Origin of the sequence: Paenibacillus sp. JDR-2 (genome assembly GCF_000023585.1) — a bacterium.
Taxonomy (GTDB): domain Bacteria; phylum Bacillota; class Bacilli; order Paenibacillales; family Paenibacillaceae; genus Pristimantibacillus.
Window position 1 is genome coordinate 6,547,501 of the sequence record NC_012914.1, and the last position, 25,939, is coordinate 6,573,439.

Below are 25,939 nucleotides of genomic sequence, written 5' to 3' on the forward strand. Positions count from 1 at the left end.
TCCGCTCAATGTCTCCGATATTGTTAAGCGTACAGTTCTGTACCGTAACTCCCGCAAGTTCTACTGCTTCGACACGTGCTACCGGCGTGATTTTGCCCGTACGGCCAACTTCCCAAGAGACAGACTCCAGCACCGTTGCCGCTTCTTCCGCTTCAAACTTGAAGGCTACCGCCCAACGAGGGAACTTATCCGTATAGCCAAGCGCTTCGCGCGTGCGCATATCGGTAAGTTTAACGACAGCGCCATCGATTAGGAAGTCGAGCTCCAGGCGCTTCTCGGCAATCCGCAGCAATTCCTCCTGCACTTCTTCAATTGAATTGAGATACAAGGCGTACGGATTCACTTTGAACAAGTTATCCTTCAAAAACTGCTGCATCTCCCGGTGGTTCGAGAACGAAACGCCTTCCGCAAACCCGACATTATAGAAGAAAGCATTCAGTTTACGCTCCGCCGTTGTTTTCGGATTCAAGTTGCGAAGAGCGCCCGCAGCTGCATTGCGGGCATTCTTAAGCGGTTCTGCCGCCGTCTGGTTATATCGCTCCAGAACGGACAGGTTCATTATGCCTTCCCCTTGCACTTCGATAATTCCGTCTCCGAAAGGAATAGTCAGCGGTACGGAACGAATGGTCTTCACCTGTGCCAGAATTCCCTCGCCGACGGTGCCGTTGCCGCGGGTGGATGCCTGGATAAGCTGGCCGTTCTCATAGGTCAGGTTAAGGGTTAAGCCGTCGAATTTCAGCTCAATGACATAGTTGGGCTGCGGAAGAGGCTCCTCTTCCGGATGCTTCGCGTTATAGTCATTAATCGCTTTAAGAACCCGCTGATTCCAGGCCAGGAGATCTTCGGTATCCTGCGCCTTGTCGAGGCTCCATAGACGGGCCCGGTGACGGTGGGGCTCAAAGCCTTTAAGCAGTTCTCCTCCAACACGCTGCGTGGGCGAATCGGGCAGTACAACGCCAGTATCTGCTTCCAGCGCTACCAGCTCGTCGTACAGCTTGTCGTAGTCCGCGTCATTAATAGTAGGCTGGTCAAGCGTGTAATACGAATAATTATGGGCGGAGATTTCCGCCGCCAGCTCTTGCATGCGGGTCAACTGCTCAGGCGTTGCCGTCTGGTTTTCCATGGGAGGGTCCCATCCTTCCATCCATTTAGACTTTTGTTATTGGTGCAAATCCGGCCAAAAGCCGTTTGACGCCAACCGGCGCAGGGAAAGCGATTTGCAGCTCCATATCGTTGCCCGTTCCTTTGACGGAAACGATGACGCCTTCGCCCCATTTGCCGTGCGCAACCTTGTCGCCGGCAACGAAGTTCCGGTCCGCGGCATTCCCCGCGGCGGCTCCGGCGTTAGTCGCCGCTTTCGCTGCTGCGTCAAGCGGCGTGCTCACGCGCACTCCCGCACCCGATGGTCCCGCCGTGCGGGCTCCGGCGCCAGACGCGCCGAAGGACGGCGCGCGCCCTCCGCCAAAGCTGCTGCCGCTGCTGCTTCCATAGCTTGCGCGGCTTGCTCCGCCGGCAAAGCTGCCGGAGCGGCCAATCGTCCCGCCCGGCGAAGCCAATGTCTTCACGTTGTCCGGCACTTCCTGCAGGAAACGCGAAGGCAGGTTGGCACTGATGCGGCCGAAAAGAGTCCGGCTGCGCGCGCAGGTCAGGTAAAGCTGCTTCTCCGCGCGCGTTATGCCTACGTAAGCAAGGCGGCGCTCTTCCTCAAGCTCTTCGTTGTCATTCAATGCTCGGCTATGCGGGAAGATGCTCTCCTCCATCCCGATAATAAAGACAACCGGGAACTCCAAGCCTTTGGCGCTATGCATCGTCATGAGAACAACGGAATTATTGTCCGCCGGCTTCCCGTCATCATCTTTGTCCATGGAATCAATATCCGCGATAAGGGCAAGATCCGTCAGGAAAGCGACTAACGTCTTGTCTTCATTGCGCTTCTCGAAGTCCATCGTAACGGACAGGAACTCGTCGATATTTTCGAGGCGGGCAGTCGATTCAAGCGTCTTCTCGCGCTGCAGCTCAATGCGGTATTGCGACATTTCCAAAACCTTCTCCGTCAGCTCGGTTACGGACAGATAGTCGACCATTTGCGTTAAATTATCGATCATATCCCGGAACTCGTGCAGCAGACCCTGGGCACGGGCGTTTAGATCTATCCCTTGCAAATTGCCAAGCACGCTAAAGATAGACGTGCCTTGACGAACCGCTTCTTCCGCCAGCTTCGCTACCGTTGTATCGCCAATCCCCCGCTTCGGAACGTTAATAATCCGCTGCAAGCTGATATCGTCGTCAGGATTCGAGATCAGTCTTAGATATGCGAGCAAATCCTTAATCTCTTTGCGGTCATAGAACTTGATGCCGCCGACAATCTGATAAGGAATGTCCGACTTGATCAGAATTTCCTCGATTACCCGGGACTGGGCGTTGGTGCGGTACAGAATCGCATGGTCATCGTACCTGCGGCCGCTTTTCACGTTTTTGCTGATCGTGCCGGTTACGAAATACCCTTCATCATGCTCGGAGTCGGCCTGGTACAAGGTAATCATGTCGCCTTCCCCCTGATCGGTCCACAGCTTCTTCGGCTTGCGGCCCGTGTTCAGCTTGATGACGGCATTTGCCGCTTCCAGAATGTTTGCCGAAGAACGATAGTTCTGCTCGAGCATAATGGTACGGGCTTCCGGATAGTCATCCTCAAAGTTCAGGATGTTCGTAATGTCCGCTCCGCGCCAGCGGTAGATCGACTGGTCGCTGTCGCCGACAACGCAAATGTTATGATGCTTGTCAGCCAGCATACGGCAAAGCATGTATTGCGCACGGTTCGTATCCTGATACTCATCCACATGGATATAACGGAATTTGTTCTGGTAGAACTCCAGCACTTCCGGCATTTCCTTGAACAGTTGAATCGTCGTCATGATGAGATCGTCAAAGTCCAGCGAGTTGTTGCTTTTCAGCCGCTTCTGGTACATCTTAAATACTTTCGCCACAATATCGGTAAAATAGTCGCCTGTCTTCTGCTCGTAACGCTCCGGCGTAATCAGCTCGTTTTTCGCGCCGCTGATTTCAGCCTGAACAGCTTTAGGCTCAAACTTTTTCACGTCGATATTAAGCTCTTTCATGCAATTGCGGATAACCGACAGCTGGTCTGCTGAATCCAGAATCGAGAAATTAGAAGTAAAGCCGATACGATCGATATCTCTGCGAAGAATCCGAACGCACATGGAGTGGAAAGTAGAGACCCAAATATCCTGACCGGTAGGGCCGATCAGCGCCGCCACCCTCGCTTGCATCTCCCTGGCCGCTTTGTTGGTAAAGGTAATGGCTAGAATACTCCAAGGCGCAACCCGCTTCTTCTCGATTAAATAGGCGATACGGTGAGTAAGCACGCGGGTCTTGCCGGATCCCGCTCCCGCCATGATAAGCAATGGTCCATCCGTCGCCTGAACGGCATCCCTCTGCGGAGGGTTCAGCTTCTGTACGGCTTGATCAATATTTATCGGATTAAACATAAATGTACTCCTTATTTATAAGTTCTGTTCGCATTTGTTCGCTTCTTACTGATAGTGTAGACAACGGCCAGTAATGTGTCAATTTGCAAATAAAAAGCTATTCCTAAAGCTTGTTATTACGCTCTCGGAATAGCTCTGCGATGCCCTGCATCTCTTGGAAAAGCTTCTATCTTCAGCTTGCTTCGCGCAAGCTTTGTTCATTCATCCCCGCGCTGCGGCACGGACAGCCTCCACCGTCGACAGCGCCGCTTCCAGATCGGTATAGATGACATTGCCAACCACAATCGTATCGGCAACCTGAGCAGCCTGCTCAGCGGTATCGGCATTATGAATGCCTCCGCCGTAAAAGAGCTGCGCCCCTTGAGCCGCATCCTTCGCCGCGCGGACCAAGGCCATATCGCCGAACCGTCCGCTGTACTCGATATAAATGACCGGAAGATGCATCAGCCTTGCGCCCATTCGGACATGGGCTACCAAAGCCGTCTCGTCCAGCTCTGTGTCGGCGCCTGTTACAGCAGCAGCCGTCGCTTCGCTGTTTAGGATAATATAGCCCTGCGAAGCGGTCTCTTCCCACGGTACAAAGGAGCCGTATTCCTTAAGCCCTTCGATCTGCCGGCCTATGATCCATTCCGACTTGTCCGTATTGAGGACAATCGGGACAAAATAACCGTCAAAGCCGGGAACGGCCCCGTCTAGGGTCGAAACCTCGAGGGCGCAATCAACCTCATAGCGGCGGATGCGCGCCATGAGGTCAACCGTATTTTCAAACGTAACGCCGCTGGAGCCGCCAACTATGATCGCATCGGTTCCGGACATACAGATGGCATCTAATGCTTCATCCGATATTTCCTTCTCCGGATCTAATTTGAACACATGTCTCCAGCCGCTGTACCATGCTCCACTCATAAAGGCGGTTCTCCTTATTTCACGAGCTGCCCGCGCGTAACGCCGAGCTGATTCGTTGCTTTTAACGTTTTCCATACCTTTGTGCCGCTAATGCGGCCATCCAGCGCGTCACGGTACAAGCCAAGCACTTCGCGCACTTTGTCCCCGGTCTCTTCCAAGAACTCAACGCGGTAGGAAGGTACGCCAAGCTCCATAAAGTTACGGATATATTCGGCGCCCGATTGCTCGATTGCGTTGTACACCGTATTGCGGCAGCCTTCGTCTACGCGTACCGGATGGGACATCCCGATCCGGTCCTGCAGGGATGCGCGATGATCCTCGCAAGGACGTCCGCAGTTTGTATAGTCGGTACCTTCGCTCATGAACGTGCAATATACGCAATGCTCGGTATGGAACATCGGCAGATGCTGCTGAATAACGACTTCCAGACGCGATGTGTCGGATTGTTCGAGCATATCGACCATCTGCTGAATGTTCAGGTCATAGGACGGGGTAATAAGATCCAGACCCGATTCCGCAAAGACTTCAACGGCTTTATGATTCGCTACGTTAAGCGAGAAATCGCCGATCAGCTTAGGAAACGGCTTGCCCGGGTTCTCCGCGCGCGCACGCAGGTAGTAGTATAAAGCACCTGTATTGCGGATAAGCACGGCATCCGGCTGGAGCTTCAATATATTCGCATGGTAGCCGTTCTCCCCCGGCATATGAATACGCGGCGTAGCCAGCGCAATCGGCTTGCCCGCACGTCTAGCCACTTCAATTGCCGCAGGGAACTGCTTAATAAATTCAAAATCCGCATAAATCATCTCGACATTCATTTGAACAGCTGCTTCAACCTGCTCCAGATTGCGGCAGAGAGCCGTTAACCTCGGATTGGATACCTGTTCTTTGGATGTCTTCGCTTTTGCGATTGCGTTTGGCGCATCGTCAAGCGGATCGATCATATGCTTCACGTATACCGGCGGTTTTGGACGTTCGCCTGACAGCTTCTCGACTGCTTCACGGCGCATCCGGTTCAGTTCGCGTACAGGCACGATAACATCGCCCTCAAGCGCAACCTCCAGTTGATCCAGCTGATAGAGCGAGCCGCCAAGACGGCCAAGCTGGTCTTCAAGCAGCGCAGCGTCCATTGGACGTTTATTCGCCTGTTCCAGCATAAGCTCGGATTCAACTGCAATGGTGACTCCTTTTTGGACATCCGTCCACCAGGTACGAAGCGGTTCGCCGACGGCACCCGTTACTTTCAGATGCAGAGGGAATACGCGGTACGGCTTCTCGGTCTCGAATGTCGTACGCAGTCTCTTGTCGAGCGCAGGGTCATTGGTCTTCCAGATCTTATCGCCGACATGAACCTTTCGCAGGTCTACGTCATTACGTCCGGCAACCAGCTCAAGAAGAGTACCTTCCATCGCTTCGCCATCGATCTTCTGGCCATGACGGCGCAGGTCGTAGACACGTCCGCCCTCTTCCTTCTTGGTTGGATCGCCAGCGTCAAATACGATACCGTCACCGCGCTTCAGCGGGGCTTCCAGGCGAATCGTTACCGCATCGCGCAATATCCGTTCTACGCGGCCCAGATAAACGCCGCGGCTTTTCGGGAAGGTTCCGTCTACCAGCTGCTTGTTGTTTGTTCCTTTCAAGAAGCCATGGGTGAAGCCGCGGGAGAAGCTTTGCTGAAGCTCGCGAACTTCCTCCTTCGAAGGACCCGTCAGGTCACCGGCAAAATAGCTGTCAATCGCGCGGCGGTATTTGCTCACTACGTTAGCTACATATTCCGGGCTTTTCAGACGTCCCTCAATTTTAAAAGAAGTTACGCCCGCTTGTATCAATTCCGGTATCAGGTCGATAGCCGCCAGATCTTTCGGAGATAATAAATAAGCGACATCGCCCATCGGCTTATGCTCTCCGTCTACCATCAGATCATAAGGAAGTCGGCAGGCCTGTGCGCATTCCCCGCGGTTCGCGGAACGGCCGCCCCACATTTCCGAGGTCAAGCATTGGCCCGAGTACGATACGCAAAGCGCACCATGCACGAATACTTCCATCGGAAGCTTCGCCTGCTCACCGATCTTTTGAATTTGCTTCAGGTTATTCTCACGGCCAAGAACGACGCGTTCCATGCCAAAAGGCTTCGTGAATTCTACCGCCTCAGGCGATGTAATCGTCATTTGCGTCGAACCGTGAATCGGGAAATCCGGAGACAGCTCGCGAATCATTTTCACAAGACCCAAGTCCTGCACGATTACCGCATCCACGCCGGCATTAATACACATCTCTATCAATTGCTTCGCATCGCGAAGCTCGTCTTCAAATACGAGAATATTAAAGGTCAGGAAACCTTTTACGCCATAGGTATGAAGAAACGCCATAATCTCCGGCAGTTCTTCGCTCCGGAAATTGTTTGCGCGTGCACGGGCATTAAACTTTTCTACGCCAAAAAAAATGGCATCCGCGCCGTTGGCCACTGCTGCGCGCATGCAATCCCAGTCACCGGCAGGAGCCAGCAGCTCGATATCCCCTCGTTTTATATCAATCGTCATACGACATTCATTCCTCCATTTGTAAACCTGCTATTGCTAGTTTATCAAACCGCGGCATCAGATGCCACCACCCAATACTGGCAGGGAAGAGAAAAGAAGCCGATTCTCTTGGATGAGAACCGGCTTCTTTCACTTATAAGTCCTGATTATTGGAATTTGATCGATTGGACGATCTTATCAAAGCCATTCAAAGCACTGGTTGTTGCATTCGAGTCATTGATAGCAAACACGAACAACAGCGTGTTCCCTTTGCTTTGGACAAAGTATAACACTTCGGTAATCGGCAGTCCGGATTCTGTTACTTCATGAACGGTAAATTTACCAACGGATAAGTTGCCCACATAGATGGAGGAACTATTGGAAACCGTGATTCCCTGCTGCTGCAGCCCTTGTTGAACCGCTCTGTTCGCTACGCCGGCATCTGTATCCTCGTATGCTTGAATATTCATGCTGCCATAGTCGCCAAGATACGTTACCGTCTCTTGGTTAAAGTCAGTGTCGACGCCTAACCAATATGAAGGCAGGTCAATCGAGTAGCCATATTTACTGCTTGTTTTTGTAACGACTTGCGTACGGTCGATGTTATCGTACTCATCTTCGATTTGGCCGTAATTCTTTTCTACGTAAGCCGTGTCGATATCTACTGTAGCCATCGTAGACTTGAACAACGCATCGCCTTTAGCGCCAAGATTCGTATCATAGGTAAAATGAACCGAATAACGATAGTTGCCTGCAACCAGGTAAACTTCATTAACGGTAACCCAAGTCTTCAAGTCATAGCTGTAATCGTAAGTCAAAACTTGCGCATTGCCGTCTTTCATAGTAATAGAAGAAACCTTTTCGTTCTTAATATAATTCGGCAGGAAGTCATTATGAAGCTGCTGTTGCATGCGGGAAAGCCACTGGTCTACTGTATCTCCCGTCTGCAGAGAGGAGATTGCGAAGGAGAAGTAGCCGTCTTCGCTTACATACAGAGGGGTCGAGCTGTCTTTCACGCCGTACCATCCAGCTGGCAGCTTAAGCGAAAGGCCAAATTCCTTGTTATTGATGGACATAAGGCCATCTTTAACTTTAGTGATATCTTTAATCGCGTTATCCGCTTTGTTGAAGGATGGCGTAAAGCTGTCCAACAACGACTGATACGGATCAAGGGCAGTCTTTTCGGTTCCAACTACGCCTACCATTACGAAATAAAGCGTTTCGCCTTTTTGAATAGCCCGGTATTCGAACAGCATACCTTGCTTCGATGATCTTGTTACCATTTTTTCGAAGCTTTGGCCGTTAACCGTGATGCTGCGTTTGTCGACAACTACTTCATCGCTGTACATCCAGTCCACGGTAATTTTATCGCGGATTTCATTGGTGGTCAGAACATCCGACGAATGCTCCGTCGATACAATGACGCTGGATTTGCTGGTAGTGCTGCCCCATTCCGCATAAGTTCCGTCATCGCTTTGTTGAATAAGCACAAGACCTGGCGGATAATTCATTGTCCAGCCGTAGTAGCTGTCGCCGAATTTGGTTTTGCCATAGTCAGGGTCCAGGTTAGTCGAACCACCGCCCGAATTACTATTGCCGGATTGAGCAAGAGTACCGGTGATTACGATTTCATTGGTTTTCTTATCTTTGCCGATCTTCGCGCCAAAGGCCTCAACGATTACGCGTACTGGAACCATCGTTGTACCTTTGATTACAACTGGAGCAACCGCAACCGTCTGGTCTTTACCGTTTACTTTTACGGTTTTGCTGCCAATCGTTACGACTACGGTCTTATTGTTATAAGTCAGCGTTATAATTTTGTTGTCTTGCAGCTTCAGCTTAGCTCCAAATGCCTTCGTAATAATGCTGAGCGGCACCATGGTTGTGCCTGCTTTCTCGAATGGAGCCACTACAGATGATTGTTTACCGTTAATCGTAACGGTTGAGCTGTTTGTTTTGAGGCGGATTTCTACGTTACCGCTCGCAGAGTCTGCTGCAAAAGCCGCTGCCGGCACGATCGTTACGACCAGCAGTACCGCTAACAGCATAAACATAAATCTTTTCATCTTCATTCTCTCTACTCTCCCTATTTATAACGGAATAAAAGATTAAGCCGTTGTTAGCGTCAGTTTACGGGTAACCAAATCGCCATCCATCATCATTGTTACTTCAATCTGTTGGCCGGGTAAATACGATTTCAAAAGCTCGTTCACTTCTACAATAGAAGAAATCTGATGGCCTGCTACGGAATACAGCACATCGCCAACCTGAATGCCAAGCTTCTTGGCCGAATCCGATTTGATTGAGGTAACGGTTAAACCGTCATCGGTTGGCAATCCAACGATGGCCGCGTAGCTCTCTTCCAGCCCTATTCCAAGGGAGGAGCGCTTCACGTAGCCGTACTTGAAGAAATGTCCCGTTACGTACGATACGGTATCCACCGGAATCGAGAAGCCCATGTTATCGATGCCCTCATCCACGAATTTCATGGAATTGATGCCGATCACTTCGCCCTTCATATTCACGAGCGGACCGCCGCTGTTCCCCGGGTTAATCGCGGCATCCGTCTGCAGCAGACGGTAATAAGAAGATACTGAACGGTTCATGCCGCTTAGTACGCCGGTTGTTGCCGTGTTGCGAAGCGAGAAAGAGACAGGCGTGCCGATTGCAATAACCGTCTCGCCGACTTTTGCTTGCAGCGGCGATGCCGCAAACTTCGCTACCGGCAGCTTGGTCGCGTTGATTTTGACGAGCGCCAGGTCGCTTACTTCGTCGACATTGCTTCTTTTCCCGCTATACTGCTTGCCGTCCGCGGTTACAACCGTAATGTTGGTCAAGTCTTTTACAACATGGGCATTGGTCAAAATCCAGCCGTCCGCTTTCATAATAACGCCTGTCCCATGTGCCAAAACATAGCGCTGGTCGCCGCCATCCGCCGGCTTGCCGATGATTCCTACAACGGAAGGTGAGACTTTGCTGACGACAGACGGTACATCTGCCGGAGGAGTGTAGGTATAGGTCTTGGATGATGCATCGTAAGCACCCGTACCTCCCAAAGTACCCGTCAGCGACGATGCCTTGACGTACACCTCTCCGTTAATCTTGGTCGCGCTCATTTTCATTGTTCCGGGACTTGTTGCCGTTCCCGCTGCAAACGCTGAACCGGCTACCAACAGCCCTCCCGTTAGGACGATGGCGCCTGCGCGAAGCATACTACGTTTCACTCTATCACTCTCCCAGATCCAATCAAAAACGAGAATCCATTTATAGGAAACACGTTCTAAATGTATCATGCCAAAGCACTAGACAACAAGAAGAATTTGTAAAATATAAATCTAAATATAAAGTAAAAAAACAGGCTATAAAACCATTTCTTTTCTCATGATTAAAAATCCAAAAATACGACAAAATTTAACGCTTTATTCAATTAAATTTGACGTGATTTTCAAGGCTTATCGCAAGCGGAATGCACAATCTTGTCGGGCGGGGAGAATGCTTTCATTTGAATTGCCTAGTTTGTATGCGATTTTGGTTTTTCTTTCGCAAAAATGAGGTATACGCACAACTAGAATGCTATAATAGGGACAGCCAAACCTTAGGAGGTAATATTAATGAAATTAGGCGTATTTGCCGTACTTTTCTCGCAAAAACCATTTGAAGAAGCACTCGACTATATCGCTGCCAAAGGTCTTGAGGCGGTAGAGCTTGGTACAGGCGGCTACCCTGGCAACGCGCATTGCGATCCAGATACATTGCTTGCCGACGCAGGCAAATTGAAAGCGTTTAAACATGCGGTAGAATCGCGTGGACTGATGATCAGCGCACTTAGCTGCCATGCTAACCCGCTTCACCCGCAAAAAGCGATTTCCAGCGCGGATGACGCTACTATCCGTAAAACAATTGAGCTGGCTAACCGCCTTGAAGTACCGGTTGTAAATACTTTCTCCGGCTGCCCTGGCGACCATGAGGATGCAAAATATCCAAACTGGCCGGTTGCTCCATGGCCAAACGATTTCCAAGAAATCCTTGCTTGGCAATGGGAGAAAAAAGTTATTCCATATTGGTCTGAAATCGGCGGTATCGCTGAGCAAAACGGCGTTAAAATCGGCCTCGAGCTGCATGGCGGCTTCTCCGTTCACACGCCTGCTACCCTGCTTCGTCTTCGCGAAGCTGCTGGCAAAGCGATTGGCGCTAACCTTGACCCATCCCATATGTGGTGGCAAGGCATTGACCCTGTTGAAGCGATCAAAATCCTGGGCCGCGAAAACGCGATCCATCACTTCCATGCGAAGGATACTTCGATTGATTTCAACAACGTGAACAAACACGGCGTAACGGACATGCAGTCTTACACACTGATGCTGGACCGCGCTTGGCAGTTCCGCTCCGTTGGCTTTGGCCACGATCTGAAAACTTGGGCAGACATTATCAGCACTTTGCGTCTCGTTGGCTACGACTACGTTGTCAGCATCGAGCATGAAGACGGCTTGATGTCCGTTGAAGAAGGCTTCTCGAAAGCTGTTCAAAACCTGCAGCAAGTTCTGATTAAAGAGCCTGTTGGCGATATGTGGTGGGTATAATTCGGATTGGTTAATTGAGATTCGCTGCGCAAAAGTATGTTTCTTCCGAGCTGTTGACCGTGGATTTCTTCGAATATAACCGCTTAGCGGTTGAAATCCCCCGGTCAAAGGCGAACACTCCGTTTCTCCAGAATCATACTTTCGCTCCGCTCATACAAAAACCATCGAATTAATGAGGAAAACAGTAAAACAGCCTGCCTGGCTTATGCCGGGCAGGCTGTTTTTGCATGCGATAAAGATAAAGGCTAGGAAAGCGTCTCCCACTTGGCCCACATCTCCGGTGGATTAAGCTCGTAGATTTCGTTCTCCCGGAACATGAACTGGTGCATAATAAATTCACGGCGGATTGTCGCGAAATCCTGGTGGAAGCCTTTAATGAATTCATTGAGCTCCTTCTCCGTGTATTTGCGCCCCTTCTCCAGCTTGGAGACCATATACTCGAGTACGATAAGCTTCTTCTTAAGCTGCGCCGGAATGGACTTCAGTTGACCCGTAGCAGCGAAGAAGTTCTTGATCACGGACTGCCTTACACGCTCAAATTCCTCGTTCATTTGTTCTTCTCCTCCTTTCTGATTAGATGTCCGATAGATCAAATTAGCTGCAGCGTTAGAGCCATTCTTAATGAAGTAATCATTAAGCGAGAAATAAATGGTGTTCTTCTCTCTCCGTTCATTAATTAAGCTTGCTTCACGAAGCTTGGCCGCGTGATGTGTGACGGTAGCCGGTGTTACGCCAAGCTTCTCTGCCAATACCTGCCCGTTGAGTTCTCCGTCTGCCAGCAGGATGAGAAGGCGGATACGTGTTGGATCCGCTAATGCTTTATGGTAGTTCACTACCTTATCTAATTGCATGGAATCTTCACTTCCTTTCATTTAACTAATTTAACGAATATCTAATTAGATGATTATTAAATAAGATGATAAAGGATCACCTGACGAATGTCAATTGGCAAACTAAAAAGCACCGGCCCATTTTCCTCTCGGATCATGAACTGGCGCTTATAAATGTATAAAGCCTGCCGGCGAGCCGGCAGGCCTTGTATTTATGCCATCCAAACTTTAAAAATCATAATGTAGTCTATGTAAAGAAACAAAAGCAACGCGATCGTCGTGAATCCGATTGCAAAAACATTTTTCTTAGAGCGAGCTTTTACTAAACGTACAAAGCCAATCAAGATTAAAATGGTGAACGCAAGCATAAACCAGTCAAATGTATTGATGTTGCTGGTTGATTTAGCTGCTTCCTCTGCTGCCAAAAACATCGAGTGACCCCCTTTTATTCGCACGTAGCCTATATTACCTCTATGTTATCTTCAAGTGGCAAATCATGCAAGTCCGATTCAGATTTCGTAACAAGTTTGTCACGTTTTCCCACATTTGTTCTTAAAAACGTGTCTTACCAAGTATACTCTGCAAGTTAATTTGTCCAATTCTGCCCTTATTTATTACTAAACATACAAAGAGAGACTCTTCTCATGTCGGATAAGAAGAGTCTCTCTTTGCCTTACGCTTACTCCACGGCGCCTGCCGCTACGCTTTCTTCGACTGCACGATGCCTGTTCACCGTACGTTCGCGGTCGCGTTCCATAATTGGCTTCAGATACTTGCCTGTATAGGAGCCTGTTACCTTAACAACATCCTCAGGGGCACCCGATGCAACAATGGTACCTCCGCCATTACCGCCTTCCGGTCCAAGATCGATCAGATAATCGGCTGTTTTGATCACATCGAGGTTATGCTCGATAACAAGGACGGATTCGCCGGAATCAACGAGACGATGCAAGACTGTAAGAAGACGGTCGATATCATCGACGTGAAGACCTGTTGTTGGTTCGTCCAAAATGTACAACGTCTTACCGGTACTGCGACGGTACAGCTCGGAAGCCAGCTTCACGCGCTGCGCTTCACCGCCGGACAAGGTTGTCGCCGGTTGGCCCAAGGTCATATAGCCTAGACCGACATCAAGCAGAGTCTGCAGCTTCCGGTGGATACGAGGAATGTTCTCGAAGAACTTGGTTGCGTCTTCGATCGTCATCTCCAGCACCTCGGCAATGTTTTTACCCTTGTACTTCACTTCCAGGGTCTCACGGTTATATCGCTTGCCTTTGCAAATCTCGCAAGGGACATACACATCCGGCAGGAAGTGCATCTCAATCTTGATAATACCGTCGCCTCTGCATGCTTCACAGCGGCCGCCCTTTACATTGAAGCTGAAGCGGCCTTTCTTGTAGCCGCGAACCTTCGCTTCATTTGTTGTGGAGTAGAGATCACGTACATCATCAAATACTCCCGTGTAAGTAGCCGGATTGGAACGAGGCGTACGGCCAATCGGAGATTGATCAATATCAATAACCTTCTCCAAATGCTCAAGACCGCGTAATTCCTTGTATTCGCCTGGACGCACCTTCGCCTTGTTCAGGTCACGGGCCAGCGTCTTATACAGAATCTCATTCACGAGTGTAGATTTACCCGAACCGGATACGCCGGTAACAGCCGTAAAGATACCTAGCGGGATCTTCACATTAACGCCGCGCAGGTTATTTTCCTTGGCGCCGCGGATCTCCAGCCACTTTTCACCAGTCTTACGGCGCTCAAGCGGAACCTCGATAAACTTCTTCCCGCTCAAATACTGGCCGGTCAGAGAGTTATCGTCCTTCATAATTTCCTCAGGACTTCCCTCGGCGGTTACCATTCCCCCATGAATACCTGCACCAGGCCCGATATCAATAATATAATCGGCGGCAAGCATCGTATCTTCATCATGCTCGACGACAATTAGCGTATTGCCCAGGTTGCGCATATGTTCCAGAGTCTCGATAAGACGGTCGTTATCGCGTTGATGCAGACCAATGCTTGGCTCGTCCAATATATACAGAACGCCCATCAGACTGGAACCAATCTGCGTAGCGAGACGAATCCGCTGTGCCTCTCCGCCGGATAAGGTGCCTGCGGCACGGCTCATCGACAAATATTCGAGGCCAACGTTCACAAGGAAGCCTAGACGGCTGTTGATCTCTTTCAGAATGAGTTGAGCGATCTTCAGCTCTTTTTCGTTTAATGTAAGGGAATCAAAGAAACGCTGCGCCTCGCCAATAGATAACGAAGTCACAAAGGAAATATTCTGTTCGTTAATCGTAACGGCAAGGCTTTCTTTCTTCAGACGATGGCCTTTGCAGGTCCCGCATGGCTTTGCGCTCATATAAGCTTCAATATATTCGCGGATACCTTCGGAAGCCGTCTCCCGGTAGCGGCGCTCCAGATTATGAACAATTCCCTCGAAAGGAACATAAGCTTCCTTCCGGTGGCCGAAGTCGTTCTCATACAGGAACCGTACACGCTCTCCGCCCGTACCGAACATCAGCGTCTTCATCTGATCGGCTGTCAGATCCGATACCGGCACATCCTGCGGAATATTGTAGTGCTGGCACACTGCGCTCAGGAATTGCGGGTAATAATTCGACGTACTTCCCGCCCAAGCTTCGAACGCCCCTTCATTTATGGCTTTGCTCAGATCCGGAACAAGCAGGTCCGGGTCAACAATCATCTTCACGCCAAGACCGTCACAATCCGGGCAGGCACCATACGGACTATTGAAAGAGAACATACGAGGAGCCAGCTCCTCAATGCTAAATCCGCATACCGGACAAGCCAGGTTGGAGCTGAACAGCAGCTCCTCTTGGTCAATAATATCAACAATAACACGACCGTCAGCCAGCTTCAGCGCGGTTTCCAAGGAATCCGCCAACCGGCCTTGAATATCCGCCTTCACCACGATACGGTCAATAACCACTTCAATATTATGCTTCTTGTTCTTCTCAAGCTCGATTTTCTCGCTAAGCTCCCGAAGCTCGCCATTTACCCGGACGCGGACATAACCTTGTTTCTGGATATCGGCAAACAGCTTGGTATGCTCGCCCTTCCTGCCTGAAATAAGCGGAGCCAGAATCTGCAGCTTCGTCCTCTCCGGATATTCCATAATACGGTCAACCATCTGCTCAACGGTCTGCGAAGTAATCTCGATGCCATGATCCGGGCAATGCGGTCTTCCGACCCGTGCAAAGAGCAAACGCAAATAATCGTAAATTTCCGTTACCGTGCCAACCGTCGACCGCGGGTTACGGCTTGTTGTCTTTTGGTCAATGGAGATCGCCGGAGACAAGCCGTCAATGGAATCAACATCCGGCTTCTCCATCTGCCCGAGAAACTGCCGGGCATAAGCGGACAACGACTCTACGTATCTGCGCTGGCCTTCGGCATAAATCGTATCGAAAGCAAGCGAGGATTTACCGGAGCCGCTTAGTCCCGTCAGCACGACAAATTTGTCGCGGGGTATGGTAACATCGATATTTTTCAAATTGTGGGCTCTAGCCCCTTTGATTACAATCTTGTCACTAGCCACTTCTTACGTTCCTCCCATTCCTTGTCTCTAGCCCATCTCCGCTTTCAGTTCCAGCAAAGCGTCACGCAGCTCTGCGGCTCTCTCGAACTGCAGGTTCTTCGCCGCGTCCTTCATCTCGGCTTCCAGCCTTTGCAGCAAAGCCTGGCGTTCCTTCTTCGACATCTTCTCGGAGCCTACGCCAGTCAGATATTCCGACTTCTCCTCGGCCACTTTCGTTGCCTTTATATCATCATGCACTTTCTTGCGGATCGTCTGCGGCGTAATCCCATGCTCTTCGTTATAAGCAATCTGGATGGCCCGGCGGCGCTCCGTCTCCTTAAGTGCCTTATCCATGGAATCGGTAATCTTATCCCCGTACATGATAACTCGGCCATCACTATTACGCGCAGCCCTGCCAATCGTCTGAATCAGAGAGCGTTCGGAACGAAGGAAGCCTTCTTTGTCCGCATCCAGTATGGAGACAAGCGATACCTCCGGTAAATCGAGACCTTCCCTTAGCAGGTTAATACCCACCAGCACATGGAACGTACCAAGGCGCAAATCCCGAAGAATCGCAATCCGTTCCAGTGTCTTGATATCAGAGTGCAGATAACGCACTTTAATGCCAATCTCTTTGAAATAATCCGTGAGATCCTCGGCCATCTTCTTCGTCAGCGTGGTGACAAGGACACGTTCATCCTTGGCTATCCGGTCTCGAATCTCGACTAGCAAATCATCGATTTGCCCTTTCGTCGGACGCACCTCAATAATCGGATCAAGCAGGCCTGTCGGACGGATAATCTGCTCAACCATCGTTGGACAGTGTTCCAGCTCATAAGGTCCAGGTGTCGCCGACACATAGATTTGCTGTTTGGATTTCCCCTCGAATTCCTCGAAGCGCAGCGGACGGTTATCGAGCGCGGACGGCAGACGGAAGCCGTGGTTCACGAGCATTTCCTTCCGCGCGCGGTCACCGTTGTACATAGCCCTAATCTGCGGCAGGGTAACGTGTGATTCGTCAATGACGATCAGCATATCGTCCGGAAAATAATCCATCAGGGTATACGGCGTTGCCCCGCGTTCCCGGAAGGTCAGCGGCCCCGAATAGTTCTCGATGCCAGAGCAGAAGCCCATCTCCGCCATCATCTCAAGGTCATAACGGGTACGCTGCTCCAGCCGTTGCGCCTCCAGCAGCTTACCTTCTTCCCGCAGCTCCGCAAGACGTTCCTCCAGCTCTCGCTCAATATTGCCAAGCGCAACCTTCATCGTTTCTTCATGGGTAACGAAGTGAGATGCCGGGAATATAGCAACATGATCGCGTTCGCTTACGATCTCGCCAGTAAGCACGTCGATTTCCGTAATCCGTTCAATCTCATCGCCAAACAACTCGACCCGGATCGCCCGTTCATTATTGGCCACCGGGAAAATCTCTACTATATCACCGCGTACGCGGAACGTACCACGGATAAAGTTAATGTCATTGCGCTGGTACTGAATATCCACAAGCTTATGAAGAATCGTATCTCGGGACTTCTCCATGCCTACCCGCAGCGACAGGACCAGACTGCCGTACTCGGAAGGCGAACCGAGGCCGTAAATACAGGATACGCTCGCTACGATAATGACGTCCCTGCGTTCGAACAATGAACTGGTCGCGGAGTGGCGCAGCTTGTCGATCTCATCATTAATGCTGGAATCCTTCTCAATGTAGGTGTCTGTAGACGGAATATAAGCCTCAGGCTGAAAATAGTCATAATAGCTGACAAAATAACTTACCGCATTGTCCGGAAAAAACTCCTTAAACTCGCTGCACAGTTGTGCCGCGAGCGTCTTGTTATGCGCAATGACCAGCGTTGGCCGGTTAAGCTCCGCTATCGTGTTGGCAATCGTATACGTCTTGCCCGTACCTGTCGCACCAAGCAGAGTCTGTTTGGCTTCTCCGTTATTCACGCCTTCAACAAGTTTCCTGATAGCTCCCGGCTGATCGCCCTGCGGCGTGTAGTCGGACTTTAATTGGAATAATTGCTCTGATATCTCATTCACTTGCGTCATCCACCCCGTTTCCCTTACTCATCAATCATTATAGTCAATATATATAAGCGTAAACGGCTTCTCCCTTCCTGGAACTTTGAAGAAGCAGCAACCGTCTCGCTTCGAAATCGTTAAGCATACAGCATATCCGAATGTGTGTTCCCCTCTATTATAGACGTCCGGAGAGGCTGATGCAAACATAAAATCAAAGGGCTTTCCCTAAGCAGCCGCCCAGGAAAAGCCCCGTTTCTATTTAAACATTCAAAGTACCCGGACGCTCTTCGTCTTCCGTATAAACGCGGCCGCTGCGCTTTGCCGTCCTTGCGCGGCGCAAAAGATCCATCAGCGTGGCTGGTTCTGCCGAAGCATAATAGGTCGCCCGCTCATCAGGAGATAAGATAACCCCGAGCTGATGATGCTCCCCTTCATAACGGGCCCGCTGAACAAACTTGATCTCGCCTTCTCTGTTCAGCACCTCCAGCTTGTACATCGCCGAGTTGTTCTGCAGCGCCTCATGAAGATCTTCTTTCGTGTACACCCTGGCGCCATTCACCTTCGAAATAATCTCGCCGGCATACAGCTTCATCGCCTCAGCCGGCGTACCCGGCACGATACCCAGAATACGCAAGCCGCGCTGATCATTCACGTACAGCGGGCTTTGCGTGGACTCCACCGCACGGCTGCGCCAGATGATCGCTTCGTGCAGCAGCAGCGAACATAAGGCAGCTACCGGCAGCAGAGCCGGCTGCCACCAAGCGAGAAGCGCCGCGCCGGTCAGCAGCAGGCTGTACCACATGAGCCCTTTTGCCGCATGTCGCGCTTTGGCCTCAGGCAGCATCGCGCGCGTCATCTCGCTGAAACCGATAATCATCGGCAAAGCCACAACCGTCCAGCCTTGCGTCCAGTCGCCGCCGAATAAAGGCGTCCAAGGCAGATCAACAACCGATGTTCCTCCGGCTGCCGGTACAAGAAGCAGCATCGGAACCGGCCAGAAGCCCTGCAGCATATAGCCTCCCACAAGCTTCCCCCGCTTCCCTTCCAGGAAGAGCGGAGTTGCAAGCTTGTTCCCCTGTCTCCTGACAAGGAAAGCTTCTACCAGATGGAGCAGCGCTACCAATACGAAAACCCCCGGCATATCGAGTCCGGCTAGCGAATTCGCCGCGTCTCCAAGCCATCCGTCACTATTTTCGAGCGAAGTAAAACCAACGATCCATTGCAGAAGCGCCAGTGCTCCCGCTCCGTAGGCAAAGCACAGATAGCGGATTCGGAACAAAAGCAGCACAACCGCCGAACCCCATAGCCATAAGACAGCGTCGCCGGTTAAGGTTATGCCGATAAAGGCGCCGGCAACGGAGGCAAGCACCCCGGCTGCAAGCCCGGCCAGCATCGCTTTGGCCACCAATCGCGGCCAGATGTGCAGCCTTACGGCAAACATCCGTCTTTCCAGACTGATCTGTCTCGTATACTGAAGAATAATAAATAATACCGCAATATAATAAAAAGGCTGCGCCAGCAAATGTACAAACGCCTTGCCGAACTGTTCTAGTAAAGCATTGGCTGCATCCAATCGCCACACTCCCATCCTGATCCAAAATAAAAGGCTGACTCCGCTTAAGAGCCAGCCTTTTATAAATTCGCCGTTTCCTCTTTATTTCCTGCTGACCGCCTGGATTGCTTCCAGCAGCTGTTTATCGTTCTTCTGATCTTTAATCCATTTCACTACGGCCTGCTCCAAAGAAGCCGCTGTCTTCGTGTCGATCTCGCCTGTAACGGGAAGTCCGGAAGCGTTCTGGAAATCCTTAACGGCCTGTTCAGTCGAAGCGTTATAATAGCCGTCCTCCCGTTGCGTCGCGTAACCAAGGCCGGACAGCATTACCTGCGCGTTCCGAATCTGCTCGCCCAGCATATCCTTGCGCAGGGTCTCCGTCAATGTAAGCCTTGCTACCGTATACAGCTTCGGCGGCTGTACTTCCACGGTTGGCTTGATGCCCTTCTGATGAATCCAATTGCCGTCCGGCGTGAGCCATTTCGCAATGGTCATTTTCACCAGGCTGCCATCCCCAAGCGTCTTGTTATAGCTGACCTGCACCGTTCCTTTTCCGTATGAGGTTTCCCCGACTAGAATAGCCGCTGCCCGCTCCTGCAGAGCGCCGGCGAGAATCTCGGAGGCACTTGCGCTGCCTTTGTTCATCAGCACGGCAATCGGATACGTTTTGCCGCCGCCTTGCGAGTTTGTTTTCTCGCGGTGGCCGTCGCGGTCTTCGACCTGCACGATCGTTTCGCCCTTCGGAATGAACTGCTGCGCGATCTCCACCACAACCGGCAGGATGCCGCCCGGATCGTTCCTGACGTCGATAACAAGTCCTTTCATGCCTTGCTTCTCAAGCTTGGCGAGTTCTTCCTTGAAACGGTCTGCCGTGTTAAGGGAGAACTGGCGGATTTCAATCACGCCTACGCCATCGCTGCGCAGATTCGCGTACACCGTCTCTACATCAATGTCGTCGCGGACAAGGATGAGATCAATCGGCTGGGTATTGCCTGCACGCTCAATCCGAAGCTTCGCTTTTGTCCCTCTGGGACCGCGGATCTTGGCGACTGCGTCATTCAAGGTTAAGCCGTCCAGCTTCTCGCCGTTGACCGATAAAACGACATCCTTGGCGAGCAGCCCGGCGCGTTCTGCCGGTGAGCCTTTGATTGGCGCGACAACCACGACTTTGCCTTTTTCGAGCGTAACCTCGGCTCCAATGCCGGAGAACGACCCTTCAATAGACTCGGAAAACTGCTTGGCGACATCCTTCTCCATATAGACGGAATAAGGATCGTCAAGCGATTCCATCATCCCTCTGACCGCCCCGTCCAACAGCTCGTCCCGGTCAATATCCTTAAAATATTTGGTTTCGATTAACCCCAGAACCGCATTAATCTTCGACTCTTCCTTCTTGTTGAGCCCGTTTCCTTCGCTTGCCGCAGCAGCCGACACGGAAGCCTGTTTCCCGTTAGCCGCCCAGAAGACCTGGTCGCCTATCGTTAATGTTACGAGCACTGATGCCACCATCGTCATCAGCAGAAGGACAAATACGGTTCTTCCTTTAAAGTACACGTTCGACACCACCCTATCCTTAACCCTAACCTGTTTTGAAGTGAACCTCATTAGTATATGATAAGTTGTCCGTATTTATTTACAACTCTTCCTAATGCAGGAGAAGGCATACTCGTGAATATACGGAACAGTTCCGCATTCCCGGTATGCCTTCCAAGCAAAAGTTATTTCAAATAGCCCGCCGGATCAACCGCTACTTGGTTTTTCCGGACTTCGAAGTGAAGATGCGGTCCAGTCGAATCGCCGGTATTGCCGGACTCCGCGATTTTCTCGCCCTTCTTCACGCTTTGGCCTTTCTCAACCATAATGCCGCCGTTGCGGAGATGGCCGTACAACGTCCATAGACCGTTGCCATGATCGATAATAATGGTATTGCCGTAACCGCTCCATACTTGAGCAACGATTACAACACCCGATTCAGCCGCGTAAACATCAGTGCCTTGCGGGACTGCAAAGTCAATGCCGGCATGCAGCTTCTTCACATGGGTGATCGGATGGATCCGGTAACCGAAGTTCGAGCTGATCCGGTAATTGCTGCGAAGCGGCATCCCCAGCTTGCCGCCGGAGTATGGCTTTTTGATCGCGTTTTTCTTCTTATTCAGATCGGATACTTTCTTCGCAAGGGCAAGCAGCTGCTGCTCCTGCTCCTCGCTGATATCCTCGAGCTCTTCCATTTCCTTGTTGTAGCTCGCGATCAGCACTTCTTTTTCTCCCTCTTTTTCATCCAGCTCGCCTTTGTACTTCTGAAGCTTGGTGTACATCGTCTTTACTTCTCCGAGAGCCGTTTCAACGTGTGCTTTCTTCTCCTCTACCATCGCTTGATCCTTCTTGTGCTGCTCAAGAATCGAGCGGTCCTGGCTCAAAATGGAGTGAAGCGAATCAAATCGGTCAAGAAAATCCGAGAAGCTGGTGGCGCTGAATAGCACCTCCAGATAAGAAACCGCGCCGTTCTCATACATCAGCTTCAGGCGGGATTGAAGCAGCTCGTCCCGCTCCTTCACCTGTTCTATAGCCGTGTCCAGCTCTTTGCCGGCCTTCTGAAGCTCGGCTTCCTTGGTATCCACCTGATCTTGCACATAATTAAGATTGTCCGCAACCTGATCCAATTGTGCGTTTAATTTGAGGATAGCCTGCTGGGCATCTTCCTTTTTCCCGGCAATATCCGCTTTCTTTACATCGGCATTCTTGGCGATTTTCTGCGCCTCTTCAATCTGTTTCTTTGCCGCGGCAAGATCCTTGTTGATTTTATCCATTGAGGATGCGGCATTTCCGCCAACAGGCTGCAACAAAAATACAGTCAACATCGTTATGACGATAAACCCTTTTTTCACACTCACCTGCGCGGTCACCTACACTTTCAAATATTTTCGTACGGATAAAACACTTCCCCAGACGCCAAGCAAGGTACCGAGACCCATAAGCAGGACAGTGATTTTCCATCCGCATTCCTCTATCGGAATAAGCTTGATCATCAGCAGTCCCAATTCCATTTCATTCATGCTAACTAGCTTGGAGTAGGCAAGCAGAACAACAAGCGTTGTAATGCCCGAAGCCACAATCCCAATCAAGGCGCCTTCTACAAAGAAGGGCCAGCGGATGAACGAATTCGTCGCCCCTACCAGCTTCATGATGCCAATCTCGCGCCGTCTTGCCAGAATCGTCATTTTGATCGTTGTGGAAATCAGGAACATCGCGGTTACGCCTAAACCAATAACGATGATAAGACCGATGTTGCGGATCGCATTCGTAATCTTGAACATCTTCTCTACTGTGCCTTGGCCGTATTTGACGCTTGTAATCGGCTTTGTTTCATCACTGTTGTTCAGTGCCGTAATCTCGTTTGCCGTGACAGCTATGTTCTGAGGGTCAAACACCTCGACGGTAAAGGAATCCGGCAGCGGGTTGCTGTCCTTATCGTAACCGTCCAAGAGAGCGTCGCCGTCTTTGCCGAGATTTTTGCGGAGCAGCTCAAGTCCTTCTTCCTTGGACACAAACTCGACTTTGCTGACGTCGGTGAGCTTGCGGATCTTGTTCTCCAGCTCATTGGCCTTCTGCTGATCGATATCGGTCTGCAGGTAAACGCGGATTTGCACCTGGCTCTCGATATTCGAGGTCATGTTGTTAATGTTCAGTGCCAACAAGACGAATACGCCAAGCAGGAACAGCGAGAAAAAGATTGAGCTGATCGAGGCGAAGGACATCCACCCGTTGCGGATGATGTTCTTGAAGCCTTCGCGGAAGTGGCGGAGGAGCGTACTAATTCTCATACCCGTACTCCCCTCTTGCTTCGTCACGGGCAATGTTGCCGTTCTCGATGGCGATGACGCGTTTGCGCATCGTATTTACGATTTCTTTGTTGTGAGTAGCCATTACGATTGTTGCGCCGCGGAAGTTAATTTCCTCGAGCAGATTCATAATGCCCCATGAGGTCTCCGGATCAAGGTTACCGGTCGGCTCATCCGCGACGATAACGGTTGGATTATTAACGATTGCGCGCGCAATAGCGACACGTTGCTGCTCACCGCCGGACAACTGGGCCGGCAGGCTGGAATGCTTATGTTTAAGTCCGACCAGGTCGAGCACTTCCATCGTCCGCTTCTTGATGAGGCGGCGCGGCGCTTCGATAACTTCCATGGCAAAGGCTACGTTTTCGTAGACCGTCAGCTTCGGAAGCAGCCGGAAATCTTGGAATATAACGCCGATATTGCGTCTAACGTACGGGATTTTGCGAGGTTTAAGCTTGCCAATATTGAAACCGTTGACGGAGATTTGGCCTTTCGTTGGCACTTCCTCACGGTAGATCAGCTTCATGAAGGTAGATTTGCCGGCGCCGGACGGGCCGACGAGGTAAACGAATTCATTGCGATCTATGCGAACAGATACGCCGCGCAGGGCGTGAGTACCGTCGGTGTAAGTCTTCCATATGTCTTGCATCTCTATCAACATTATCACATCCTGTTTTTTATCAAATTCTAAGCATTTCTAAGTTGTCGTCTTATAAATAGGGCTTAGAATTCTCCGGAATGAAACATTCCCCGCCACCTAAAAACGGCGGAAGCCATTTCACCTCGGCCTTACTAATTCGACAGGGATATACGAAATCCTTCATATTGGGTCTTATTTCCTCATTTTTCACAATTCTCATAAACGTTTAGATCGTTGATTTCCCTGGAAATATGCCTGTTTTTCGACAAGCAGTGCTTGTCGTCTATTGGCGAAAATGAACAATAACGAGTAAATGACAAGTACCTTTCAACTCCTGCATATACATGAAACATTGCCATTTTTGAACGGAAAGGGTGGTCTTATCATGTGGAAAAAGCTGCACTTGTGGGTCATTATCGTGTTTGCGCTGCTCTTGGTCGCATCTGTCGGCTACGGCGCCCTATCCTATTATTCCGGGCAGGATACCGTACCCGAGAAGGTTACGGCCGGAGGAGTAGACATCGGGGGGCTGTCCATTGACGATGCGCTGAAAAAGCTGGACCAATACGAACAGATGCTGGAGAGCCGAACGGTAACCGTCGAGGGAAATGCCGAAGCCAAAGCGGAAGGCAGCCAAACGTGGAAGGCAGCAGAGATCGGCTATAACGCCGAGTTCGTCGGGGTGAAGGAGGAGCTTAAAAAGCTTCGTACCGGAAACGTATGGACCCGTTCGAAATTCCGCTATCATTTCACTACTTCCTTTGAGCTGAAGCAAAGCTATGATCCGGCCGTCTTTGACAAGCTTGTCCTCGCGGAGTTCGACTGGATTGACTCCAATAAGCCTGTAAATGCCACGCGCAAAATAACGGACAATGACGAGGTCGTCTATACGTCCCATACCGACGCTTACCGGATCGACGTCGCTCCACTCGAGGAAAAGGTCGCTTCGTGGATTACCGTGCCCGACAGCCAGCTGGGCGGACAGCCGGAGCAGGTTCTGACCGTCCAGCTGGGCGTAAAGACCGTTCATCCGGAGATCACGCTTGAGAAGCTGAAGGATGAAGGCATCGACCGCAAAATCATGGAGTTTACAACCAACTTTGCTACAAGCGCCGAAGGCAGGGCCTTCAACGTAACGTCGACAGCCAAGGCGTTAAACGATTGGGTGCTCGAACCCGGCGAAGTGTTCTCTTACGGAGACGTTGTCGCGAAGACCGAAAAGGAATACGGCTATAAGGAAGCGCCCGTTATCTCGAACGGCAAGCTTGTGCCGGGTATTGGAGGCGGGATCTGCCAGGTATCCAGCACGCTGTACAATGCGATTATCCGAACGGCAGGGATTGATATCGTAGAACGGCGCAATCACTCCCTTCCTGTCGCTTATTTGCCGAAAGGCCAGGACGCCACTTTCGCATCCGGTTCGATCGATTTCCGCTTCCGCAACTCGACCGGCAAGCAATTAATCATCCGCACGGTGGTGGAGAACCGCAAGCTGACGGTGAAGCTGTTCGGCACGATGCCGGAGAATATCCGCTACGACATTGAGTCGAGCATCGTCAAGACGGTGCAGCCTGCCGTACAAAAGGTAACGGACAAATCGCTCGGCGCCGGTCAAAGCGTTACCGTTCAGAACGGCTCAATCGGCTATGTAGTGGATACCTACCGCACCATGTACAAAGACGGCAAACAGGTCTCCCGCGAGAAAATCTCGCATGATACGTACAGAGCGCAGCCAATCGTAGTTCACGTCGCCGCAGGCGCCGGCGGTTCCTCCGGTTCGCAAAGCTCGGGCGGCGCGGTTGAGGACGGGATTTGATTAGGTTGGGTAAGGCCGAATGGCCGTGCGCTGCATTCGGCCTTTGCCTTGACTTAGCTGCTGGCATTGGTTCTGAGTTTGTTGGCCTCCTTAACTGGCTTTAGCCTCTACTCTTGGCCTCTGCTTTTCCTTGACCACGGGCTGGTCCCCGCTTAGGTCTTAGCATCGCCCCTCTTATG

17 protein-coding genes (1 of these 17 cut by a window edge) are annotated in these 25,939 nt (G+C 50.9%); 2 read left to right on the plus strand and 15 right to left on the minus strand.

The features are described 5' to 3' along the window. The 6 genes from ligA to PJDR2_RS28805 form a co-directional block, all read right to left on the minus strand. On the minus strand, positions 1 to 1,123 hold the 5' portion of the coding sequence (gene ligA, locus PJDR2_RS28780; RefSeq protein WP_015847261.1) for an NAD-dependent DNA ligase LigA. 911 nt of this gene lie to the left of the window's left edge; only the first 1,123 of its 2,034 coding nucleotides appear in the window; the start codon lies at positions 1,121 to 1,123; its stop codon lies off the left edge, out of view. 25 nt (positions 1,124 to 1,148) lie between these two features. After that, positions 1,149 to 3,506, minus strand: a complete 2,358-nt coding sequence (pcrA, locus tag PJDR2_RS28785) for a DNA helicase PcrA (protein WP_015847262.1) — start codon at positions 3,504 to 3,506, stop codon at positions 1,149 to 1,151. 201 nt (positions 3,507 to 3,707) lie between these two features. Then, positions 3,708 to 4,412, minus strand: coding sequence for a heptaprenylglyceryl phosphate synthase (locus tag PJDR2_RS28790; RefSeq protein ID WP_015847263.1), 705 nt, complete (start codon positions 4,410 to 4,412; stop codon positions 3,708 to 3,710). Between the two features lie 14 nt (positions 4,413 to 4,426). Continuing rightward, a complete protein-coding gene (locus tag PJDR2_RS28795) occupies positions 4,427 to 6,952 on the minus strand; it encodes a U32 family peptidase (RefSeq protein WP_015847264.1) in 2,526 nt (841 codons plus the stop codon). Between the two features lie 146 nt (positions 6,953 to 7,098). Beyond that, a complete protein-coding gene (locus PJDR2_RS28800) occupies positions 7,099 to 9,003 on the minus strand; it encodes a copper amine oxidase N-terminal domain-containing protein (RefSeq protein WP_015847265.1) in 1,905 nt (634 codons plus the stop codon). A gap of 36 nt (positions 9,004 to 9,039) precedes the next feature. After that, the gene (locus tag PJDR2_RS28805) at positions 9,040 to 10,155 is read right to left on the minus strand and encodes a S1C family serine protease (protein WP_015847266.1); all 1,116 of its coding nucleotides are present in this window, start codon (positions 10,153 to 10,155) and stop codon (positions 9,040 to 9,042) included. A 387-nt stretch (positions 10,156 to 10,542) separates the two neighbouring features. On the opposite strand from PJDR2_RS28805, the gene PJDR2_RS28810 reads away from it, so the two are divergent. Beyond that, on the plus strand, positions 10,543 to 11,511 hold the full coding sequence (locus PJDR2_RS28810) for a sugar phosphate isomerase/epimerase family protein (protein ID WP_015847267.1): 969 nt from the start codon (positions 10,543 to 10,545) through the stop codon (positions 11,509 to 11,511). 245 nt (positions 11,512 to 11,756) lie between these two features. On the opposite strand, the gene PJDR2_RS28815 is transcribed toward PJDR2_RS28810, so the two are convergent. From PJDR2_RS28815 to ftsE, 9 genes are all read right to left on the minus strand, one after another. Continuing rightward, the gene (locus tag PJDR2_RS28815; protein ID WP_015847268.1) at positions 11,757 to 12,362 is read right to left on the minus strand and encodes a metalloregulator ArsR/SmtB family transcription factor; all 606 of its coding nucleotides are present in this window, start codon (positions 12,360 to 12,362) and stop codon (positions 11,757 to 11,759) included. A gap of 191 nt (positions 12,363 to 12,553) precedes the next feature. Beyond that, complete coding sequence (locus PJDR2_RS28820; protein ID WP_015847269.1) at positions 12,554 to 12,772, minus strand: hypothetical protein; 219 nt, start codon at positions 12,770 to 12,772, stop codon at positions 12,554 to 12,556. A 248-nt stretch (positions 12,773 to 13,020) separates the two neighbouring features. Next, positions 13,021 to 15,909 (minus strand): excinuclease ABC subunit UvrA, encoded by a 2,889-nt coding sequence (uvrA, locus tag PJDR2_RS28825; RefSeq protein WP_015847270.1) that lies wholly within the window; start codon positions 15,907 to 15,909, stop codon positions 13,021 to 13,023. A 27-nt stretch (positions 15,910 to 15,936) separates the two neighbouring features. Then, positions 15,937 to 17,940, minus strand: coding sequence for an excinuclease ABC subunit UvrB (uvrB, locus tag PJDR2_RS28830; RefSeq protein WP_015847271.1), 2,004 nt, complete (start codon positions 17,938 to 17,940; stop codon positions 15,937 to 15,939). 232 nt (positions 17,941 to 18,172) lie between these two features. Continuing rightward, positions 18,173 to 19,486 carry a PDZ domain-containing protein gene (locus PJDR2_RS28835; protein WP_015847272.1) on the minus strand — a complete coding sequence of 438 codons (1,314 nt, stop codon included), beginning with the start codon at positions 19,484 to 19,486 and terminating at the stop codon, positions 18,173 to 18,175. Between the two features lie 81 nt (positions 19,487 to 19,567). Continuing rightward, positions 19,568 to 21,028 carry a S41 family peptidase gene (locus PJDR2_RS28840; protein ID WP_015847273.1) on the minus strand — a complete coding sequence of 487 codons (1,461 nt, stop codon included), beginning with the start codon at positions 21,026 to 21,028 and terminating at the stop codon, positions 19,568 to 19,570. A 155-nt stretch (positions 21,029 to 21,183) separates the two neighbouring features. Beyond that, positions 21,184 to 22,356: a murein hydrolase activator EnvC family protein gene (locus PJDR2_RS28845; RefSeq protein ID WP_015847274.1), complete on the minus strand. Its 1,173-nt coding sequence runs from the start codon at positions 22,354 to 22,356 to the stop codon at positions 21,184 to 21,186. A 12-nt stretch (positions 22,357 to 22,368) separates the two neighbouring features. Beyond that, positions 22,369 to 23,286, minus strand: a complete 918-nt coding sequence (gene ftsX, locus PJDR2_RS28850) for a permease-like cell division protein FtsX (RefSeq protein WP_015847275.1) — start codon at positions 23,284 to 23,286, stop codon at positions 22,369 to 22,371. Beyond that, entirely contained in the window at positions 23,276 to 23,962 is a 687-nt protein-coding gene (ftsE, locus tag PJDR2_RS28855; RefSeq protein ID WP_041614746.1) for a cell division ATP-binding protein FtsE, read from the minus strand. Before ftsE ends, ftsX begins: the two co-directional genes overlap by 11 nt. 367 nt (positions 23,963 to 24,329) lie before the next feature. Here ftsE and PJDR2_RS28860 point away from each other — a divergent pair, with 367 nt between their 5' ends. Further along, positions 24,330 to 25,760 carry a VanW family protein gene (locus tag PJDR2_RS28860; RefSeq protein ID WP_015847277.1) on the plus strand — a complete coding sequence of 477 codons (1,431 nt, stop codon included), beginning with the start codon at positions 24,330 to 24,332 and terminating at the stop codon, positions 25,758 to 25,760. The last annotated feature ends 179 nt before the right edge of the window (positions 25,761 to 25,939 follow it).